This window comes from Dokdonella fugitiva, from assembly GCF_014138265.1.
GTDB lineage: Bacteria > Pseudomonadota > Gammaproteobacteria > Xanthomonadales > Rhodanobacteraceae > Dokdonella_A > Dokdonella_A fugitiva_A.
In genome coordinates this window covers 172,819-191,303 of the sequence record NZ_JACGXL010000006.1, presented here as the reverse complement: position 1 = coordinate 191,303, position 18,485 = coordinate 172,819, and the positions used below count along the sequence as shown (strand labels likewise).

Genomic DNA, 18,485 nt, shown 5'->3' with positions numbered 1-18,485 from the left:
GCAGCTGCGATGATCGGCGTCGCGCACGCCTCGTGCGCTCGGGCTGGGGAGTCCATCATGCAAGCAGACCTGGGGGTTGCTTCGTCGCTTCGGAGTGCGGTCCACGCGATCGGCCTGCGCGCGCTCGGCGCGCTCGCGATCGGCATCGCCGTCGTCGACGCGCACGCGGCGCCGGTGGTCCGGCAAGGCTCGGGCGCGAGCCCTGCGGCGTTGCAGGCGCTGGTCGACACGTTCCGCGCGGACCTCGGCGGCAACAACAACGGCGTCGGCGGTTCGTTTGCCGACGGGCGTCGCGAAATCAACTGGGACGGCGTGCCCAATGCGTCCGCCACGCCCAACTTCCTCACGCCGGATTTCTTCAACACCACCTCGCCGCGCGGGGTGGTGTTCCACACGCTGCTCGAGGACGGCGGCAGCGCGTTCAACGATTTCACGGTGAGTGCATCGACGGCATCGGGCGTTCCGGTGCGCTTCGGCAACATCAATCCCGCGTACGCGTCGACGTTCATCACGTTTTCCGCGGAGCGCCTGTTCACGCCGCGAGCGGGTCACGCGATGCTCGTGAAGTTCTACCAGCCCGGCACGACCACGCCGGCCGTCGTGAAAGGCTTCGGCGCGGTGTTCGCCGACGTCGACTCCGCCAATGCGAGCGTCATCAGCTACTACGCCACCGACGGCAGCCAGCTGGTCGCGGCGAGCGCCCCCGTGTTGAACGGCGGCCTCTCCTTCGTCGGCGTGTCGTTCAATGCCGGCGAGATGATCGACCACGTGGTGATCCGCTCGGGCACGCATGCGCTCAGTGCATCCAACAACGACGGCGTGTCCGGCGTGGACGTGGTCGCGCTCGACGACTTCATCTACGGCGAGCCGCGACCCGCGAGCGGCTGCCTGTTCGAGGACGGGTTCGACTGCCAGGTGCCTTGAGGGCGCTCGCGGCGGGCATCGGTGCAAGCGTGGCCCGATCGCGTTGGGGCCTCGTTCGCCGGAATGCGGGCATGACCCGCCGGCGGTCGGTCGCGATGGCGCCGGCACCCGATCGCGACCGGATTCCGGCCGGCGTCGACGCATCCATCGGTCGAGCCTGACCGGATTGCAACCGATGCCGACGACACGCCTGCCCGGCGTCGATCGGATATCGGTCACGCGCGGGTATTCCTGATATCGACGACGACCGGATTCCGGCCGACGCCGGTTGCCTGCACGGTCGACGCCGACTGCAATTCCATCGACATCGACCGTCCGTGCCGTCGATGTCGACTGCATTTCCATCGACACTGATGGCTTGCGTGGTCGGCATCGGATCGATTTCGATCGACGGCGGGCAGTGCCGATATCGACCGTGACCGGAATGTCGCCGCGCGCGACCGCGATGTAGTCGCCATCGCATCTTCGGCGGCCGCGCGCCGGCACCTGGGCATCGACGGCGGGTGAACGGCGGTCGGGCGTGCCGATAGTTTGATCAAGCGCGAGTGGATGGGCGCGAGTGTGGGCGTGGCGCAAGCCGCGATGCTCCTCGTTCCCGTCGACGAAGAGCATCGCGCCTTCCGGCGCTCCCACACGAGCATCGCGTGGATCGTGGCGCAAATCGCCACGAAGGGCCGTCTTATTTGTGGGAGCGGCGGCAGCCGCGATGCTCCTGCTTCGGATCGGCGGAGAGCATCGCGCCTTCCGGCGCTCCCACAGGAGCATCGCGTCTTCCGGCGTCGGCGCCATCGAGCCGCTGCCGACACGCGCCGCGCATGCGGCAACCCGAGTCTTGCGCGCGCCGGAACGCCCATCGCCTGCACGCGCTTCCTGCACACTGGTTCGATCGCCGCATCGGCATCGGCCGTTTCGACCGGCTGCGGTCCGACCTCGATACGACCTTCCTCCTTCGACCTTCGCTGCAGGAGCACGCATGAACCGACCCATCCCTCTCGTCGCCGCCGCTTTCCTCGTCGCGGCCGCGAATGCCCACGCCGAACCGCCGATCGAAGCCCTGACCGCCGATGCCGTGAAAGCCGCCGACGAGGCCTGGGCGCAGGCGGAGATCCATGGCGACCACGCGCACCTCGCCTGGTTGCTCGCGGACGGCTATGCGTCCGTGAGCGCCGCCGGCAAGGCGACGACGAAGGCGCAGCTCGTCGAGGGCGCGCGCAAGCGCGGCGATTCGCCGGCGACCGCGAAGATGTTCAAGGAATGGAAGGACAAGCACCCGAGCCACGCGGACGTGCGGATCGTCGGCGACACCGCGATCCTCACCTGGGTGTCGGACGAACCCGCGGCGGCATCGCGCATCGATTCATCCGACATCTTCGTCTACCGCGACGGCCATTGGCATGCGGTGTATTCGCAGCATGCGTCGATCGCGTCGACGCCCTGACGCGCCTGTGCGTTCAGCGTGTAGGAGCGGCGGAAGCCGCGATGCCGTTCACCTTCATCGACGAAGAGCAACACGTCTCCGGCGCCGCCGCAGGAAGCGACGCAGTTCGCCGTTTCGTGGGCATGACACGGCCTCGGCGCGGTCGCGTCGCACGCCAACCGGCATCGCGATTGAAGGCGCCCCTACCGAAGACATTGGCACCTCCGAGCGCGACGGTATCGCGGCTTCCACGTCGCGACCGACAACCGGGACACCGCCTCAAGCAGCCGGTTCGAACACGACCTCGATCTTGATCCCGTCCGGGTCGGCGAAGAACACCGCGTAGTAGCCCGGCGCGTAGTCGTACTCGGCGGGTTCATCGAGCACGATGGCGCCGATCGACAGTGCGCGACGATGCGCGGCATGGACGTCGTCGCGCGAAGCCACCTGGAACGCGACGTGGTGCAGGCCGGGCGCGCGGCGGTCGTGCGCGGCGTCGACGCTCGCGCGATGCAGGCCGATGCTGGTCTTCGCGACGGCATCGACGCTCACCCACACCGGCACGCTGCCGGCGTAGTCGTGCGTGCGGCGGTAGCCGAGCACGTCGAGCATCGCGTCGTAGAACGCGAGCGAACGCTCGAGGTCGCTCACGGTCAGGTCGAGGTGATGGATCACACCCTCATGCCCCGGGTGACGAGGACCGCGATGTGCCGTCGCGGCAGTCGTCGAACGCATCCGGCGCGGGTGCACCGTCGTCGTTGCCGACCGGGGCCGGGTCTTCGAGGAACCGCCGCAGCCGGCGGCTCCATGCATGCATGATCGCATCCATCACGGGATCGTCGTTCATCGGGGCGGCGCCGGCAGGGGACATATCCCGAAGAACGGTACTCGACACGCGATCGCGTCATCGCCGCGCCAGGGTGCGTTCCAGGGGGCCGCCGCCGTCCTCGTGGGCACTCCCCGCACGCGGCATGCGTGCGCGCGTGACAAGGTTGGCCGACGAAGTTCGTTCTGATCAACGGCCGGATTGGCGGCCGTTATCGGAAGCCCGCGCGCATGATCCTTCGCACCCTCTCCCTCCTCCTCGCCGCCGCGAGCGGCATCGCCTGCGCCACCCCGGGTGGCGTGCCCGACCCGGGCTTCGGCGACCACGGTTTCGCGTTCCTGTCGCTCGATGGCGTCGAGGGCCACGAACTGCGTGCCGGCGCCGCGCTCGCGCTTCCGGACGGCTCGCTGCTGTACGGTGGTTCGCGCAACCTGCGCGTCGCCGGCAACCCCGATCCGCACGTGCGCGCGATGCTCGCGCGCATGCACGCGGACGGTTCGCCCGACGAGACCTTCAACACCGATCCGGCGCTGCCGGGCATCCGCGTCATGGACGACCTCGTGCCCGGGACGGCCTCGCAGCAGATCGAGGCGATCGCGCGCCTCGCCGACGGCACGATCCTCGCGACCGGCACGGCGACGGCGTTCGGGCCGCTCACCTGCTTCGTGATCCGGCTCGACGCAGGCGGCAACCGCGACGCGACGTTCGCGGACGGCGCCGGCCTCGCGACGATCCCCCGCGCGCACTGCCATGCGCTGGTCGTCGATGCCGATGGCGGCATCGTCGTCGCCGGAGAACGCATCCACGGCACCACCCCGAACGAGGGCTTCCTCGCGCGCTTCGACGCCGACGGCACACCCGACGCCGCGTTCGGCAACGGCGGCATCGCCTCGCTGCCCGCGGTCGTCGAGGACGAGTCCGGCTACCTCGGCACCCTCGCGATCGGACCGCGCGGCGTGCTCGTCGTCGGCGGCTCGTACGAGGCGTTCGGCGCGGGCATGGGCGCGGACTTCTCGCTCGCGCGCTTCACCGCCGACGGCCAGCTCGACACCACGTTCGCCGGCAGCGGCTGGCGCGTCTTCCACGCCGACGGCGACGCGTCGACGTTCAACGGCATCGACCGCCTGCTGGTCGACGGCGGCGGCGCGATCGTGTTCGGCGGCCACCGCCAGGACGCGCAGGGCTCGGTGCAGGTCGTGCTCGGCGCCGTCGCCGTGGACGGCAGCACCGACACGACGTTCGGCAACGCCGGCAGCGGCTTCGCGCCGATCGATTTCGCGCCCGACGCGGCCGCGCGCTACGTGACTGGCCTCGTGCGCCAGTCCGGGGGCGCGCTCGTCGCGAGCGCGACCGAGGCGGTGCCCGGCCGCTCCGACTTCGTCGCGTTCCGCACCGATGCGCACGGCGTGCTCGACCCGCAGTTCGGCAGCGCCGGCATCGCGTCGATCGACCTCGCGCCGACCGGCACCTACAGCAACGCGACCGCGCTCGTGCTGCAGGGCGACGTACCGGTCGTCGCCGGCCCGGTCAAGCGCGACCCGTCCTCGCTGCTCGTCGACCTCGGCGCGGTGCGCCTCGTCGATGTGCTGGACGACACGATCTTCACCGACGACTTCGACGTCGTGCACCCGCTGATCGTCGACTTCGACGACCTCACCGAAGGCTTCGAGGGCAACGCATTCGACTACGCCGGCATCCACTTCCATGACTGCAACGGACTCGACGTCACCTTCCCCGACGGTTCGACATCGACCGCGGAACTCGTCGGCGACCAGTACATCATCGAGAACGCCACACTGTTCTACCCGGACTTCCCGGGCATCGGCAGCTCGCCGAACATGCTGACGTTCGGCGGCGGGTACATCAACGGCGACAACTTCTCGATCGGCGCGCTGAGCCGCGCGATACTGGACCTGCCGACGCGCATGTCCGCGGCACGCTTCGACATGGCGTACTACGAGAACGGGCCATGGGGCGGCATCGTGCTGCACGTCGAGGCGCTGCTCGGCGGCGAGATCGTCGCGACGCGGACGCTGACGATCGCGAACGGCGGCGGGCGGGACAACATCGCGACGACGTCGATGCTCATCGAGGCCGCGGCCTTCGACACCCTGCATCTGTACGCGACGTTCGGCGACCAGCCGTCGGCGCCGCGCGTGATGATCGACAACCTCACGCTGACGCCAGCGCCGCCGCCGGCGCCGTAGCGCAAAACGGTACCGCGATGCATTCGCGTCGCCCGCACCGCCGGGGGAACCTTGGAACCGCGCGAAAAATTCCATGGCCGATGGCGTCGCCGCGCATCGAACCCCGTTCTACGGATTCGGCGCTTCCGGACGTCGACTCCCCCGACGCTCTCTTGCCGGTTCGCCCCGGCGGCGCGGGTGCATTCCTCCCTGCTTGCATCCGCGCCGCCACCTTGCGATGTCGGCGACGTTCGCGCCACGCGCGAACGGTCCGCCGTCGTCGGGTTCATGAGGCGGGCGCAGTCGTCGGGACGCTCCATCGCGGCGCATGGCGTAACCGGCTCGCGCATCGCGTTCATTGCAGGCGGCGGACGAGCGACGAGCATCGATGGACCTGAGAGAGTGCTTCGAAAGCCTGGTGGACGCCGACGTCGCGACGTGGCGGTCGCGCATCGACGCGATGGCGTTGCCCGGCGACGTGCGTGATCGCCTGATGGTCATGCTGATGTTCACGCGCCTGGTCGACGCGCCGCACGAACTGCGCGTCACGCAGATGATCGCGTGCGGCGCAAGCGACGCGCAGCGCGCATCGGTCGACGCCGCGATCCGCGCATCGCAGGCGGGCGAGGGCGTGCTGGCGACGCCGGTGACCACGCTGCTGCAGCGGCTCGGCTGATCCGCGCGCGACCGGCGCGCGCGTCATCCATCCGCGCGTGGCGACTCAGTCGGCCGCGCGTCCCGGAAACTGCGGGGCGTCGAAGCCGTCGAAATAGATCGTCTCGTCGTCGTAGGTCACGAGCGCGTTGTCCGCGCCGAGGTGCGAGCACGAACTCGGCTGCAGCGGTTCGGGATCGCCGACGTAGAAGCGGATGTCGTCGATGTTCGCGAGCAGGTCGGCCCAGGTGTAGGCGAATCCCTCGGGCACGTGCAGGATCCAGCCCGGCGGCGTCTCGGTCGACGCCGGCGGCACCGTGAACGAGGCGGTCATCCACGGGAAGAAGCCGTCCGGGAACGTCGCGCTGATGCTGCCGTCGGTGTGCGCCCAGATGTACGGATTCGGATCGCTGTGCAGGTCGAACAGGGCGAGCGAAACGAAGCTCCCTGCCAGGTGCGTCTGCTGGCAGCCCTGCACGCCGGTCTCATCGAGGCGTTCGATGTCGATCGAGGCTGCGCGCAGGCGTCCGCTCGCGAGCGCGACCGCGAGCGGCGTGCCGGGCGTCGGCTCGGCGAGGAACGCCGGATGCCGCGACAGGTACAGCAGGCCCGTGTCGACCCACGCGCCGGGATCGCCACCGCTGGTGGTAATCATCTCGTCCTGCGAGTTCTCCCACAGCCAGCCGTTCTCGCTCGGACCGGACTCGAATGAATCGAACACCGTGGCGATGTTCGCGTGCGCGCACGGGCTGCACAGGGCGAACGCGCAGGCGGCGCGACGGAGGGCGGTGGAGCGGAGCAACGCGATCATGGTCATCCCATCGGCGAGCCGGAACGTGGCCCGCACGCTTGAACGAGATTGGATTCACGATCACGCCACGTCGTCGCGTCCGGCCCGGGATGCGCCGCCGCGGTGGTGTCCATGCACGTCGGCGCGACCGTGCGGTGTCCCTCCCTCTCCCCGCCCGCGGCGTGCGGATCCCGGCGCCCAACGGCATCCGCGCGCCGCCACCGTCCGGCGCGCGCAGCGTCCGGCGCACAGGCGACCGATCTGGCGTCGTCCCGCGCGGATGGCGTGATCGCCCGCGCGAGTTCGTTCTGACAGGTCCCGACCGGCGCACCCCGTCCGCCTCCGCGCGATGCGGGAGGACGCGCCGTCTCCTCCGACGCCGAAGAACGATCGATCATCATGCACGCCCTGATCCGTACCGCATTCCTCCTGCTCGCCGCGACCGTCGCCTCGACGACCACCTGCGCCGCCGGCGACGCCGTATTCGCCGATGGTTTCGATCCGCCCGGCGTGCTGCTCGCCGGTCCCGCCGACGGCCTCGCGATCGACGCGATCCAGGACATGCCGCCACGCCCGGCGCCCGCGGGCGACGTCGAGGACGGGCTGATCCTCACGCGCATGGATGTCTACATCGATCGGCAAGCCACGGTGGGCCAGGTCAACGAAACCCTGATCGCGAACGATGCGCGCATCGTCGCGATGGCGCCCGACCATCCGTTGCTGACCCTGGTGATCCCGCGCGCGAGCGGCAAGCCCGCACTGCAGAAGCTGCGCGACACGTTCAAGGCGAGCCCCGGCATCCTGCTGGCGACGATGCCTTACGTGCCGGCATCGGAGATCGTTCCAGATCCGCCGGTCGCCGACCCTGCATCGCTGGCGTATCTGCACGCGTCGCGGTTTCCGGCGGCCTGGAATCTCCGCCAGCTCGCGACGCGCGACTGCGCGACGCGGCGCGTTCCGCTTCGCGTGATCGATCACTTCAACGTGCTGCCCGCCGACCTGCAGGCCGTGTTCGACGATCAGATACCCGAGTATCAGTTCTACGGTGAAGGTTCCCCCACGGCCACGACGCACGGCTACGACGTGACGCTCACGGCGGCGGCGCGCTTCGACGTGGCGAGCCAGATCGGCGCCAATCCGTTTCCCGAGTGCCTCAAGGTCATCGACATGAACGCCGATGCGATGACCTGGGGCGAGATCGCCTTGTGGGCCGGATCCGGCGATCAAACCTCCAACGTGGTCGACAATTTCTCGCTGGGGGACTGGCTGCCGTGCGAGACCGACTGCAGCCCCGCCAACTTCAATCCGTCGATTGCCGTCGATTTGGCGTCGAAGGCACTCGCCTGGCGGTCGGACACCCGCGCATGGGACCGTCACAGCCTGTTCGTCATCGCCGCCGGCAACGATGGGGACTCGACGGCCGCGCGCCTCTACCCGTTCTTCGGCCTTGCCGATTTCGCGAGTCCGATAGCACTGGCCGCGTCGCCGGAACTGTTCGGCAACGTCGACAATTCCACCGATGACGACCTTGCGTTCCTCAGCGATGCGAGCTTCCTCGACTCGACCGTGGCAGGCTATCCGTCCATGCGCGCGAGCGCCGACGATCTCGCCCGCCTGCGCCGGTTCGCCGCACAGAACCTGTCCTCGCCGGTCGGCACTGCGCCGAACACGCTGATCGTCGGCAGCACCACCAACCAGGACGATCCGTCCCAGCTCCAGGTGTCGACGTTCTCGCGCCGCAGCGCGATGGTCGAGGCGGTCGGCGAGCAGATTCCCACGCTGGTCGGGCCCGGGCACCGCGGCACGAGTTATGCGACGCCGCAGGTCTCGGGGCTCGCGACGTACCTGTGGCTGCTGTCCGAGCCGCTGCGCCACGCCACGGTCGACGAGACGGTGGAGGCGATCAGCGCCAATGCCGACGTCGGCCCGCGTGGAACCCTGCTCATCGATGCCTATGCCAGCGTGCTGTCGCTGGACGCGGCCGATGCGAACGCACTGGTGCCGTCGGCCGAGACGATGCCGATGCGCCTGGCCCTGCTCGACGTCGACGGCGACGGCCGCTTCACCGAGTCGGATCTGTCGACCATCCAGGAACAATTGCTGCTCGAGGGCGGCGTGCTCCAGGACTGGTCGCGCTACGACCTCAACGGCGACGGCTACACCGGCGGCTTCCACGCGTCGCGCTTCGACCTCGATCGCGTCGGCTCCGTGCAGTTCAGCGGCGCGCGCTACTCGACGGTGACGGAAACCATCGAGGGCCGCACGGCGTATTTCTTCGAGCCGGCGCTGCTCGACAGCGAGATTCTCTGCTACTACGCCTACTCGCCGCTCTACACCGGCGATACAACCGCGCGAACGTCGCTGCTCGGCGACACGTGCGCGAATCCGGTGGGCACGGCCAACGAGTTCAGCTTCGGCATCGGCGGCGCCAATCCGGTGCAGACGGTGTACGGCGGCGGGCGTGCCTTCACGGTCGGCCAACCGTTCGGGAGTCCGGCGCGCGTCGCCGAATTCGACTTCGCGAGCGGTGGCTGGGGCACGCCACAGATCCTCTCGGACGACTGGCAGTTGACACCGTTCGCGATGGCCGCGAACCGCGGGGGCCAGGGTGGGATCATCGCGCTCGAGCGGTTGATCACGTACGAACCGGACGCGCTCTACGTGACGCGATTCGACGGCGCTTCCGACAGCTGGCGTCCGATCGAAACGCTGGACGTTTCCGCCTATCCGATCAACCCGGAGCTGCTGAACGATTCGGTCGCGGTCGGCGTCTCTGCCTCGGGCAGTGCGCTCGTCGTATGGAAGACGGGCTCGCAGCCCTGGGACCACTGGCAACTCGCCGCGGCACTGTTCGACGCGACGACCGGCGAGTGGACCGATCCGATGCCGGTCTCCGATGCCGCGTTCCCTAACGACGGCACCTATACGAAGGAAATCCTCGCCGACGACGACGGTGAAAACTTCTACGTCAACATCTTCGGCAGCGCGCAAGCCACCTTTCGGCTGCAGGCGAAGACGCGTACATGGGCCGAGGTCGAGCCGTATCCCGGGTACTCGTGGCACATGGGCATCGATCGCGCCGGGCGGGTGCTCGGCATGGGCTCGAGCGGCGCGTCGCCCGACCAGATCATCGCCAGCCACTATGACCCGTCGACCGACCACTGGTCCACGCCCGTGGTCGTCTACACGGTCGCGGGCAGCGGTGCAGTCCAGAAGAACATCCCCGACGAGGTCACGAACGCCATCTACGCCTACCAGGGCGACGGCAGCGAGGCTTGCCATTTCAACTTTTGCGTCGCCGCGAACGGTGATGCCGTCCTCGTGTCCGCCGTCGACGCGTCGGCAACGAGCGCGTTGCGGGTCTCGTACTACCTCGCCGAGATCGACCAGTGGGTGAACCGGGGAATCGTGCAAGCGACCCCGGGCTTTTCCGTCGCCATGGGCTACTACACCGGCAACGTCGACATCGCATGGTACGACGGCAAGATCTTCACGCAGCATCTCGATCGCCTGAACGGCCTCGGCAGCGCGCAGGAGATCTTCGATGGCAGCGGCTGGTCGTGGGTCTACCCGCCGATCGTCGCGCACGACGAAGGCGATGCGGCGGTGGCCATCTGGGGCGCGAGGGCATCCAACCAGCTCATGCACGATCTCTGGCACCCGCTCCACTGAACGCCGGGGTCGGCGCGTACGCGTCGTGCGGGCGCCGGCCGCGCGTGTGGCGCGGGCGCGCGGAACGTCGTGCCCCCATCGCGACAAAAGGTGCGGGTCGCATGGCGTGACCCGTGCCGAAAACCCGTTCTTGCAGAGCCGTCACAGTATAGGGAATCGACTATGGATTGGCTCCAACCGCTGCGCCGCGCGTTGTCGTGCTGCGCGTTCCTGTTCTTCGCCGGCATCGGCGGCGCTTCCGCGGCGACCATCGTCACCGTCGGCTCGGGCTGTACTTACGCGAGCCTACAGGCGGCGATCGACGCGATCCACGACACCGGCCCCACCTACGAGATGCACGTGCGCGCCGGCTACGTCGGTCCGCCGATTTCCTACAGCAACAAGTCGATCTGGATCTTCGGCGGCTACCCGAGCTGCAACGCGGCGGAGCCGATCCCGTTCGATGGCACCAACTTCGGTGACCTGTCGACGATCGACGGCTCGCTGAATCCGGGGCACCCCGGCATCGAGGTCAGCGGCAACGCGCGCCTCGCCGTGCACAACTTCAACATCCACAACGCGACGCACCCGGGCGCGAACGGCGGCGGCATTTCCTACAACGGCAGCGGCGCGCACGCGTTCCTCGCGATCCAGTCGACGAACATCAACCACAACAGCGCCGAGCGTGGCGCGGGCGTGTTCTTCCGCAGCACGGCGACCGACAGTGCGATGTCTATCGAGCACCACACCTGGCTCGAATTCAACACCGCCTCGCTGTCCGGCGGCGGCATCCGGCTCGAGGGCAACGTGAGGCTGACGATGGTCGACACGCCGGTCTCGATCAGCAACAACCGCGTGACGTGCAACGCCGACACCTGCGCCGGCGGCGGCCTCGAGCTGCGCGACCAGAGCGTGGCGAACATCGGCTCGCCCGGCTGGAACGGACAGGCGGTCATCTTCAACAACTACGCGCTCGAAGGCGGCGGCGTGGCGGTCGCCAACAACGCGGCGTTGAATCTCTACACCACGGTCGCGGGCCAGCGCGCGCGCATCGATGGCAATTCGGGCTACTTCGGCGGCGGCGTCTACGTCGCCACGTCGGGAGGAACGCCGACCGTCTGCCTCGCCGGCGGCGGCATCGACGGCAACCAGACGCAAGGCCGCGGCGGCTCCGCGATCTACGTCAGCACCGGTGGCGCGACGCACATCTATGCCGATTCGACCGACCCGGAATGCAACCCGAGCGGCCTGCCGCTGTTTGCCGGCTGCGTCGCGAACCAGCCCTGCAACACGATGAACCTGAACACGGATTCGGAGGCCGGTTCGATGATCTGGCTCGACCAGGGCATCAGTGCGGCGATCTACCTGCGGCACATCGAGATGCGTTCGAACAGCGGCGGCTACCTCGTGCAGGACTGGGCGAACGGCGACTGGCAGCTGTCGGACTGCGCCATCGGCGCAAACCAGATGTCGCAAGCCCTGGTGGAGACCTGGCACAACACGCTCGCCCTCGTGCAGTGCTCGATCGCCGGCAACGCCATCGCGTCGGGCAAGAAGGTGTTGAAGGAGGACCACGCGGCGCCGTCGTCGAAGTTCTCGCTGTGGAACACGATCGTGTGGGAGCCGAACAACCCGACCCTCGGCGGCACCGGCCACAGCGTGCGCAACGTGATCGCGCCGGATTCGGCGCTGTGGAACCCGGCCGACTTCGCGCTGTACACGAACGTATCGGCGGCCGATCCGCAGTTCGTCAACGTCGGCACTGGCGACCTGCATTTGATGGATGCGTCGCCCGCGATCGACGCGGCGCCGAGCGGCACGCAGTACGACCTCGACAACAATCCGCGCGGCGTCGACGTCGCGCAGGGGTCGGGCAGTCCGAACCTCGGCACCGTCGACCTCGGCGCGTACGAGGTCCAGCACGTGGCGACGGGCGTGCCGGTCACGTTCCCGCCCGATGAGACGTTCGACGAACTCGGTCCCGTCATGACCTTGCCGGCGAACTGGACGACGGTCTCGACGCATTCCGAATCCGTTTGGGTGCTCGCCAACGACCAGGCCGACACCGGCACGTACTCGGCGTTCGCGCCGGATGCGCACCTCGCCAACGACGCGACGTTGACGACGACGCCATTCCATGTGGTGCACGGCGGCCAGGTGTCGTTCCGCCACCGCGTCGGCCTCGAGGCCCAGGACAACGTGACCGCCTACGACGGCGCGCGACTGGAGATTCGCATCGGCGACGAGGCGGACTTCCACGAGATCACCGAGGCCGGCGGCCAGATCGTGCAGGGCGGCTACGACCACGTGATCGCGCAGGGCGTCGGCAATGCGCTTCCGGGCGCGGGCGTATGGAGCGGCGATGCGCCGTACGCGTCGGTGCTCGTCGCGTTGCCGCACGCGGCGAACGGCCAGGACGTGACGCTGCGCTGGCGCGTCGTCACCGACCAGAACAACGGCTGGTCCGGTTACTGGCTCGACTCGATCCATGTCGATCCCGACGACGGCCAGACCGATCTAGACGATGACATCTTCGAGGACGGCTTCGATCCGTTGCCGGCCCTGCGCGCCTCGCCGTCCTCGTGGTTGCGTGGATGAGCGCGACGATCGCGCTCGATCCGACGGGCGCGGACTGACGCCGATCGCGTTGATGGTCGTCGCCGCTCCTGCGGTCGCAGGAGCGGCGGAGGCCGCGATGCTGGTTCCGGACAGGGCATCGCGGCCTCCGCCGCTGCCACAGGACTGTTCGGTCCCGCCAACGATGCGACGGCATCAATGCCCGGGTGGTAGTGGTTCCTCGTCGCCGGGCGATGCGTCGTGGCGGCCGTCGACCGGCTGGATCTCGCCGACGCGCGTCGTGCCGCTGGCAGGGCGCCATTCGAATTTCGGGTCGTACGGATCGTCCGACTGCCACAGTTGCCGATAGGCGACGGAGCCGTCCTCGCCGCCGCCGCCGAGCACGCCGAACGCGGCCGTCGCGAAGCCGTTGATGATCGAATTGCCCGGCTTTTTCTCGTCGGTACCCGAACCTTTCGGCCCGTGCCCGCCACGGCCGGCGTGGTCGCCCTTGCCGTCCTTGAGCGGCGTCACGAGCGACGTCATCCGTCCACCCGAATTCGCCGCGCCGATCATCAGCGGACCGACGGCACCGACGCGCGAACCGGTCATCGCCGCGCGCACCTGCGCCCAGCGCGCCTTCGCGCGCGTGAGCGCGACCTCGTCGCCGAAGGTCTTCTTGAGCTCGCGCCAGAGCGCGTTCGCCTGCTCCCATTCGTCCTTGGAGAGATCGGCATAGATCGCTTCGCGCGCCTGCACGTAGAGCGGGTCGCCGCGTTCGGCGGCGAGCGCGGCCCAGGCCATCGCGCGCGGGCGGTCGACCGGGATGCCGTCGCCCTTTAGGTACATCACCGCGAGGTTGTACTGCGCCGGCTTGTAGCCCCACGACGACGCGACTTCGTACATGTCGACCGCGTACTTGAAGTCGCCGTTGCGATAGGCGTAGGCGCCGGTGTAGAAGAACTTCTTGCCCGGGCGCGCCGCATCCTCGGGCGTGCCCCAGGATTCGTCGGCCGGCCGGTTCGTGTTGTCTTCCGAATCGTAGCTCGGCGGCCGCATGCTGTAGCTGCCGGCGAAGTTGAGTTGCGTCGCCGCGTGGACCGGCGACAGGACCGCCACGGCGGCGGCGAGCAAACCGAACGTCATCGCACGAGGTTTCATCGAGCGCCCTCCTCTGTCGGCCGTGCGGGACGACGGTAGCACCGGCATGCCGACCTATCAACGAATGTCTTCGTATGCCGATGTGCGGAAATTGCGCGAAGCAGCCGGCACGGGCCCAACGCGCGCGTTCGTGTGGGAGCGGCGGAAGCCGCGATGCTTCTCCTCCAGCCCGTGAAGAGCATCGCGACCGAAGCCGCTCGCACGACGGCACGGCGTGTGCACGCGCCCGAGCTTCTTGCGAGGTCGGCTTCAGCCGCCATCGCGCATGCGACGGTGGGCGTCGACGCGAACGAGCAGCGCAAATGAAACGGTGCACGCACGCATTCCCTGCGTGCGTGCAGACCGATGCGATGCGGCGACCGGAGAGAGAGGCGATCGCGCGCATCGCTTCGCGGCCGTCCGCATGGCCGCGCTTCGCCGGTGCCGTCCGTGGCCGCCGACGGGGGGAGCGGGTCGGGCGTCAGCGCTCCTGTCGCGACGCCTCGTTGCCGTCCTGCGCTGCATCGCGCGTGCCGTCGAGCGGTTGGATCTCGCCGACGTGCGCGGTGCCGGTCGCGGGGCGCCATTCGAATTTCGGGTCGTACGGATCGTCCGATTGCCACAGCTGGCGGTAGGCGATCGAGCCGTCTTCGCCCCCGCCACCGAGCACGCCGAACGCGGCGGTCGCGAAACCGTTGATGGACGAGTTGCCGGGCTTGCTCTCGCTGTTGCCCGACCCATGCGGTCCGTTCGACGGCGATGGCTTGCCGCCGCCGCGGCCGTCGTGCAGCGGGCTGATGATCGTCGTGAGCTTGCCACCCGCGTTCGCCGCGCCGACCATGAGCGGACCGACCGCGCCGACGCGCGAGCCGGTCATCGATGCGCGAACCTGCGCCCAGCGCGCTTTCGCGCGCGCGAGCGCGACCTCGTCGCCGAAGGTCTTCTTGAGCTCGCGCCAGAGCGCGTTCGCCTGCTCCCATTCGTCCTTGCTGAGATCGGCATAGATCGCTTCGCGCGCCTGCACGTAGGTGGCGTCACCGCGTTCCGCGGCCAGCGCGGCCCACGCCATCGCGCGCGGACGATCGACCGGGATGCCGTCGCCCTTGAGGTACATCACCGCGAGGTTGTACTGCGCCGGTTTGTAGCCCCACGACGACGCGACTTCGTACATGTCGACCGCGTACTTGAAGTCGCCGTTGCGGTACGCGTCCGCGGCCGTATAGAAGAACTTCTTGCCCGGACGCGCCGCATCCTCGGGCGTGCCCCAGGTTTCGTCGGCCGGCCGGTCGGTGTTGTCTTCCGAGTCGTGGCTCGGCGGCCGCATGCTGTAGCTGCCGGCGAAATTGAGTTGCGTCGCGGCATCGGCCTGCGACGACACCGCCATCGCGGCGGCGAGAACGGCGAGCGCCATCACACGAGTGTTCATCGATCCCCCGAGCATCCGTCGTGTGGCAAGACCGTAGCACCCGCAGTGGCGACATTCAACGAATAACTTCGTACGACGCGGCAGCTTTACATCCGGAAAGGTCGACCGTGCCGTCCCCTTTACATTTGGACCGCCTGCGCCGCACGTGCCTGCAGAGCGACCCCAGCTTCCTCGGCGGCGTCCAACCGGCGGGATCCGCCTGTCCGACCGCGGCCGGCTTCCGTCCGTGGAAGCCGGCCGTGACCAGGGGCACTCAGGCGTCGCCATCCTCCTCGGGATCGGCGTCGCGCCGCGTCGAGGCCGCAGGCGCACCGGGCACGCGCGTGCGATTCGGCAACGCGCGCAGCGCACGCAGGGTGTCGATCCACGCGCCGCATTCACGCGGGTCGAACACGCCGAGCGGGTGCGTCGATCGCGCCGTGTGGGCGTGGGTGTGGGCAGCTTCCGGCCATTCGTCGAACTCGATTGCTGCGAGCATGTCCCGTATCCATAGCAGGGGTCCTGATGCGGGTAACGCACAAAGGGGCGATTCCGCGACATCGTGGCAACGTGGAAACGCTTGCAGGGCCCGCGCGGGGTTAGGAAACGGGGTCAGGGCGACTTTCGCCCGGCGTGGTTGCGCTGCCATGAACCCGCGCGCCGAAAGTCGCTCCGACTCCGTTTCCCCGCGCGTTCAGGGCGCCTGGCGGCGCAAGGTCGCGACGAAATCGCGATCGCGGCCGAGGCGGTCGAGCAGCGGCATCACGAGTTGCGGACCGTTCGCGCCGTTGCTGAACAGCACGAGGCCGCTGCCGCGCTCGGGGCTGAAGTAGGCGAGCGTGAACACGCCCTCGTCCATGCCCGTGTGCATGAGCACGCGCGCGTCGCCGTAGCGGTAGACCTCCCAGCCGAGGCCGAAGCCGGCGTCGCTCGGGCAGTCGTCGGCAGGTTGCGGGCAGAAGTCGTGCATGCGGCTCGCCTGCACGCGCGCGCGCTCGGTCGCGAGCTCCGGCGTGACGCCGTCGCCACGCAGGACGGCGACGATGAACGTCGCGTAATCGGATGGCGTCGAGTAGACGAGGTCGGAGGCGAGTGCGTGTTCGGCGAACGCGGGCTCGAGCGCTTTTCCGTTCGCGTCGGCGGGCCGCGCGATGCGACCGTCGAACCACGGCCGGCGCGTGTACGCGGTGTCGTGCAGGCCGAGCGGCTCGAGCACGGTACGCTCGGCGAGGCGCTCGAATGGCGTGTCGAGCTTCTTCTCGATGAAGCGCGCGAGGTATTCGTAGCCTTCGCCGGAATAGCCGAACGCGACGCCCGGCGCGCGCAGGAAGGCGAGCTTGCCGCCGGTTTCGCGGCGCCAGTTCGGCAGCCCGGTGCGGTGGCTCAGCGCGAGGCGCGGCGTCAGTTGCAGGCGACGCGGGTCGTCGGCGATATCGGGATCGGCCCACGCATTCGCCATCGGCTCGTCGAGCGTGATGCGCCCTGCCGCGACGAGGCGCAGTGCGAGTTCGGCCGACAGCGGCTTGCTCAAGGACGCAATGTTGTAGAGCGTCTTCGTCGTCGCCGGCACGCCAGGTGCCTGTTCGCCGTACGCGGCGACGACGGTGACGCGACCGTGCTCGATGACCGCGATCGAGGCGCTCGGCACGTGCTTGTCGGCGAGCAACGGCGGAACGACCGCGTCGAGCGCCGCGCGCGCATCGACCGCGCGGTCGCCGCTCGCGTTCGTAGACGCGTCGACACCGTAGTGGTCGTAGCTCGCGACGCGCGCGACGCGCCACGTGCCGCGGTCGTTGCGCCACACGTGCAGGAAGCGCGCGGCGCCGACGAGCGTCTCACCGCCCTTCGCGTCGCGTTCGTAGAAGCGGTGCACGCCGGTCTCGATCGCGCCGCTATCGCCGACCGGGTACACCGCGAGCGTGCCGGGCACGAGTTCGCGGCGCGACGCCGGATCGTCGCCGCGGCGACGGCGTTCGCACTGCTGCCGGATCACGTCGGCGAAGCGTTCGCCGGAAGCGGCGACGAGGCCGCCGCGGTCGTGGTGGAATTCGAAGTCTTCCGTGACGAGCGCGCGCACCGTCGTCGCGTCGCACCGGTCGAACACCGCGGCGAACAACGCGGCGTCGGCGCGCGTGATCGCCGCGACGAGCGCCGGCGTCGCCGATGCCTCCGCATGGACGCGCGCGCCGGCCGGCAGTGCAGCGTCGCGCAGGATCGCGGCTTCGCGCGTCGCGGTTTGCGGCATCGGCGTGGCGGATGACGCCTGTGCCAGCGCGCAGGCGAGCAGCAGGCAGGGAACGGACACCGTGAAACGGTTCGACATGATCGGGACCTCAGGAGTGATTGGCAGGCGCAGTCGCCCGTGCGCCGCGCGTGCGCCTCGGGAACCGCGATGGGGACGACTCAGGGCCGGTGGCGCGCGAGCGCGTAGAAGACGAGGTGGCCGATGCCGGTCGCGCCGACGAGCACGGCGACGACGCCCGCATTGATCTCCTGCCAGCCGATCCACTGCACGAGGCCGAAGCCGGCCGCGATGGATACGAGCAGGATGCCCGAGCGCAGCGCGGCGAGGCGGCGCTGCGCACGCTCGCCGGCGAGGATGAGGTCGATCGTCTCCTCGCTCGCGCGCTCCTTGAGCAGGCGTTCGCGCATGACCGCGTCGAGCACGGCCTTGAACGCGTAGGTCACGCAGAGGAACAGCGCGAGCGGAACGAGGGTGTGCTGGATGTCCACGCGATCTCTCCGGCCGGGGGCGCGACGGCTGCGTCCCGTTCAGGAGCCTAGGAGACGCAGGGGAGCGGATCGGTTGCAACCGCCGTGCGCGCGATTCCCCCTCTCCCGCTTGCGGGAGAGGGTTGGGGTGAGGGCCATCGGAGCGTCGCGCTCCGCCTTCCCCTCACCCGTCGCGCTGCGCGCGTCGGCCTCTCCCGCGCGCG

General features: G+C 69.1%; 14 protein-coding genes. 6 read left to right on the top strand and 8 right to left on the bottom strand.

Annotated features, from left to right (window positions below; all coding sequences use genetic code 11):
- The first annotated feature begins 57 nt into the window (after positions 1-57).
- Both FHW12_RS17435 and FHW12_RS17430 read left to right on the top strand, forming a co-directional pair.
- Positions 58-924, top strand: coding sequence for a hypothetical protein (locus FHW12_RS17435; protein WP_220484524.1), 867 nt, complete (start codon positions 58-60; stop codon positions 922-924).
- A 973-nt stretch (positions 925-1,897) separates the two neighbouring features.
- Positions 1,898-2,362 carry a nuclear transport factor 2 family protein gene (locus FHW12_RS17430; protein WP_182532325.1) on the top strand — a complete coding sequence of 155 codons (465 nt, stop codon included), beginning with the start codon at positions 1,898-1,900 and terminating at the stop codon, positions 2,360-2,362.
- A gap of 258 nt (positions 2,363-2,620) precedes the next feature.
- Here FHW12_RS17430 and FHW12_RS17425 read toward each other — a convergent pair whose 3' ends face one another.
- Together FHW12_RS17425 and FHW12_RS17420 are read right to left on the bottom strand one after the other, a co-directional pair.
- On the bottom strand, positions 2,621-3,016 hold the full coding sequence (locus FHW12_RS17425) for a VOC family protein (protein WP_220484523.1): 396 nt from the start codon (positions 3,014-3,016) through the stop codon (positions 2,621-2,623).
- A 4-nt stretch (positions 3,017-3,020) separates the two neighbouring features.
- On the bottom strand, positions 3,021-3,188 hold the full coding sequence (locus FHW12_RS17420) for a hypothetical protein (protein WP_182532481.1): 168 nt from the start codon (positions 3,186-3,188) through the stop codon (positions 3,021-3,023).
- Positions 3,189-3,397: 209 nt separating this feature from the next.
- On the opposite strand from FHW12_RS17420, the gene FHW12_RS17415 reads away from it, so the two are divergent.
- Both FHW12_RS17415 and FHW12_RS17410 read left to right on the top strand, forming a co-directional pair.
- Complete coding sequence (locus tag FHW12_RS17415; RefSeq protein ID WP_182532323.1) at positions 3,398-5,374, top strand: hypothetical protein; 1,977 nt, start codon at positions 3,398-3,400, stop codon at positions 5,372-5,374.
- Positions 5,375-5,741: 367 nt separating this feature from the next.
- Entirely contained in the window at positions 5,742-6,029 is a 288-nt protein-coding gene (locus FHW12_RS17410) for a hypothetical protein (protein WP_182532322.1), read from the top strand.
- Positions 6,030-6,074: 45 nt separating this feature from the next.
- Here the strand turns inward: FHW12_RS17410 and FHW12_RS17405 are convergent, their stop codons facing one another.
- On the bottom strand, positions 6,075-6,818 hold the full coding sequence (locus tag FHW12_RS17405; RefSeq protein WP_182532321.1) for a hypothetical protein: 744 nt from the start codon (positions 6,816-6,818) through the stop codon (positions 6,075-6,077).
- A gap of 378 nt (positions 6,819-7,196) precedes the next feature.
- Here FHW12_RS17405 and FHW12_RS17400 point away from each other — a divergent pair, with 378 nt between their 5' ends.
- Positions 7,197-10,469 (top strand): S8 family serine peptidase, encoded by a 3,273-nt coding sequence (locus tag FHW12_RS17400; protein WP_182532320.1) that lies wholly within the window; start codon positions 7,197-7,199, stop codon positions 10,467-10,469.
- A 162-nt stretch (positions 10,470-10,631) separates the two neighbouring features.
- Positions 10,632-13,046 (top strand): hypothetical protein, encoded by a 2,415-nt coding sequence (locus tag FHW12_RS17395; protein WP_182532319.1) that lies wholly within the window; start codon positions 10,632-10,634, stop codon positions 13,044-13,046.
- Between the two features lie 174 nt (positions 13,047-13,220).
- Here the strand turns inward: FHW12_RS17395 and FHW12_RS21660 are convergent, their stop codons facing one another.
- The 5 genes from FHW12_RS21660 to FHW12_RS17370 all read right to left on the bottom strand — a co-directional run bounded on the left by FHW12_RS21660 (position 13,221) and on the right by FHW12_RS17370 (position 18,282).
- On the bottom strand, positions 13,221-14,165 hold the full coding sequence (locus FHW12_RS21660) for a sel1 repeat family protein (RefSeq protein ID WP_310735275.1): 945 nt from the start codon (positions 14,163-14,165) through the stop codon (positions 13,221-13,223).
- 460 nt (positions 14,166-14,625) lie between these two features.
- On the bottom strand, positions 14,626-15,570 hold the full coding sequence (locus FHW12_RS21655; RefSeq protein ID WP_310735274.1) for a sel1 repeat family protein: 945 nt from the start codon (positions 15,568-15,570) through the stop codon (positions 14,626-14,628).
- 253 nt (positions 15,571-15,823) lie between these two features.
- Entirely contained in the window at positions 15,824-16,048 is a 225-nt protein-coding gene (locus tag FHW12_RS17380) for a hypothetical protein (protein ID WP_182532316.1), read from the bottom strand.
- Positions 16,049-16,243: 195 nt separating this feature from the next.
- Positions 16,244-17,872, bottom strand: a complete 1,629-nt coding sequence (locus FHW12_RS17375) for a serine hydrolase (RefSeq protein ID WP_182532315.1) — start codon at positions 17,870-17,872, stop codon at positions 16,244-16,246.
- Between the two features lie 80 nt (positions 17,873-17,952).
- Positions 17,953-18,282, bottom strand: coding sequence for a hypothetical protein (locus FHW12_RS17370; RefSeq protein ID WP_310735273.1), 330 nt, complete (start codon positions 18,280-18,282; stop codon positions 17,953-17,955).
- Between the last annotated feature and the right edge of the window lie 203 nt (positions 18,283-18,485).

Bases quoted from the DNA above. Each gene is read 5' to 3' on its own strand.
- FHW12_RS17435 (WP_220484524.1), top strand. From the start codon at position 58: ATGCAAGCAGACCTGGGGGTTGCTTCGTCGCTTCGGAGTGCGGTCCAC.
- FHW12_RS17430 (WP_182532325.1), top strand. From the start codon at position 1,898: ATGAACCGACCCATCCCTCTCGTCGCCGCCGCTTTCCTCGTCGCGGCC.
- FHW12_RS17420 (WP_182532481.1), bottom strand. From the start codon at position 3,188: ATGAACGACGATCCCGTGATGGATGCGATCATGCATGCATGGAGCCGC.
- FHW12_RS17415 (WP_182532323.1), top strand. From the start codon at position 3,398: ATGATCCTTCGCACCCTCTCCCTCCTCCTCGCCGCCGCGAGCGGCATC.
- FHW12_RS17410 (WP_182532322.1), top strand. From the start codon at position 5,742: ATGGACCTGAGAGAGTGCTTCGAAAGCCTGGTGGACGCCGACGTCGCG.
- FHW12_RS17405 (WP_182532321.1), bottom strand. From the start codon at position 6,818: ATGATCGCGTTGCTCCGCTCCACCGCCCTCCGTCGCGCCGCCTGCGCG.
- FHW12_RS17400 (WP_182532320.1), top strand. From the start codon at position 7,197: ATGCACGCCCTGATCCGTACCGCATTCCTCCTGCTCGCCGCGACCGTC.
- FHW12_RS17395 (WP_182532319.1), top strand. From the start codon at position 10,632: ATGGATTGGCTCCAACCGCTGCGCCGCGCGTTGTCGTGCTGCGCGTTC.
- FHW12_RS21660 (WP_310735275.1), bottom strand. From the start codon at position 14,165: ATGAAACCTCGTGCGATGACGTTCGGTTTGCTCGCCGCCGCCGTGGCG.
- FHW12_RS21655 (WP_310735274.1), bottom strand. From the start codon at position 15,570: ATGAACACTCGTGTGATGGCGCTCGCCGTTCTCGCCGCCGCGATGGCG.
- FHW12_RS17380 (WP_182532316.1), bottom strand. From the start codon at position 16,048: ATGCTCGCAGCAATCGAGTTCGACGAATGGCCGGAAGCTGCCCACACC.
- FHW12_RS17375 (WP_182532315.1), bottom strand. From the start codon at position 17,872: ATGTCGAACCGTTTCACGGTGTCCGTTCCCTGCCTGCTGCTCGCCTGC.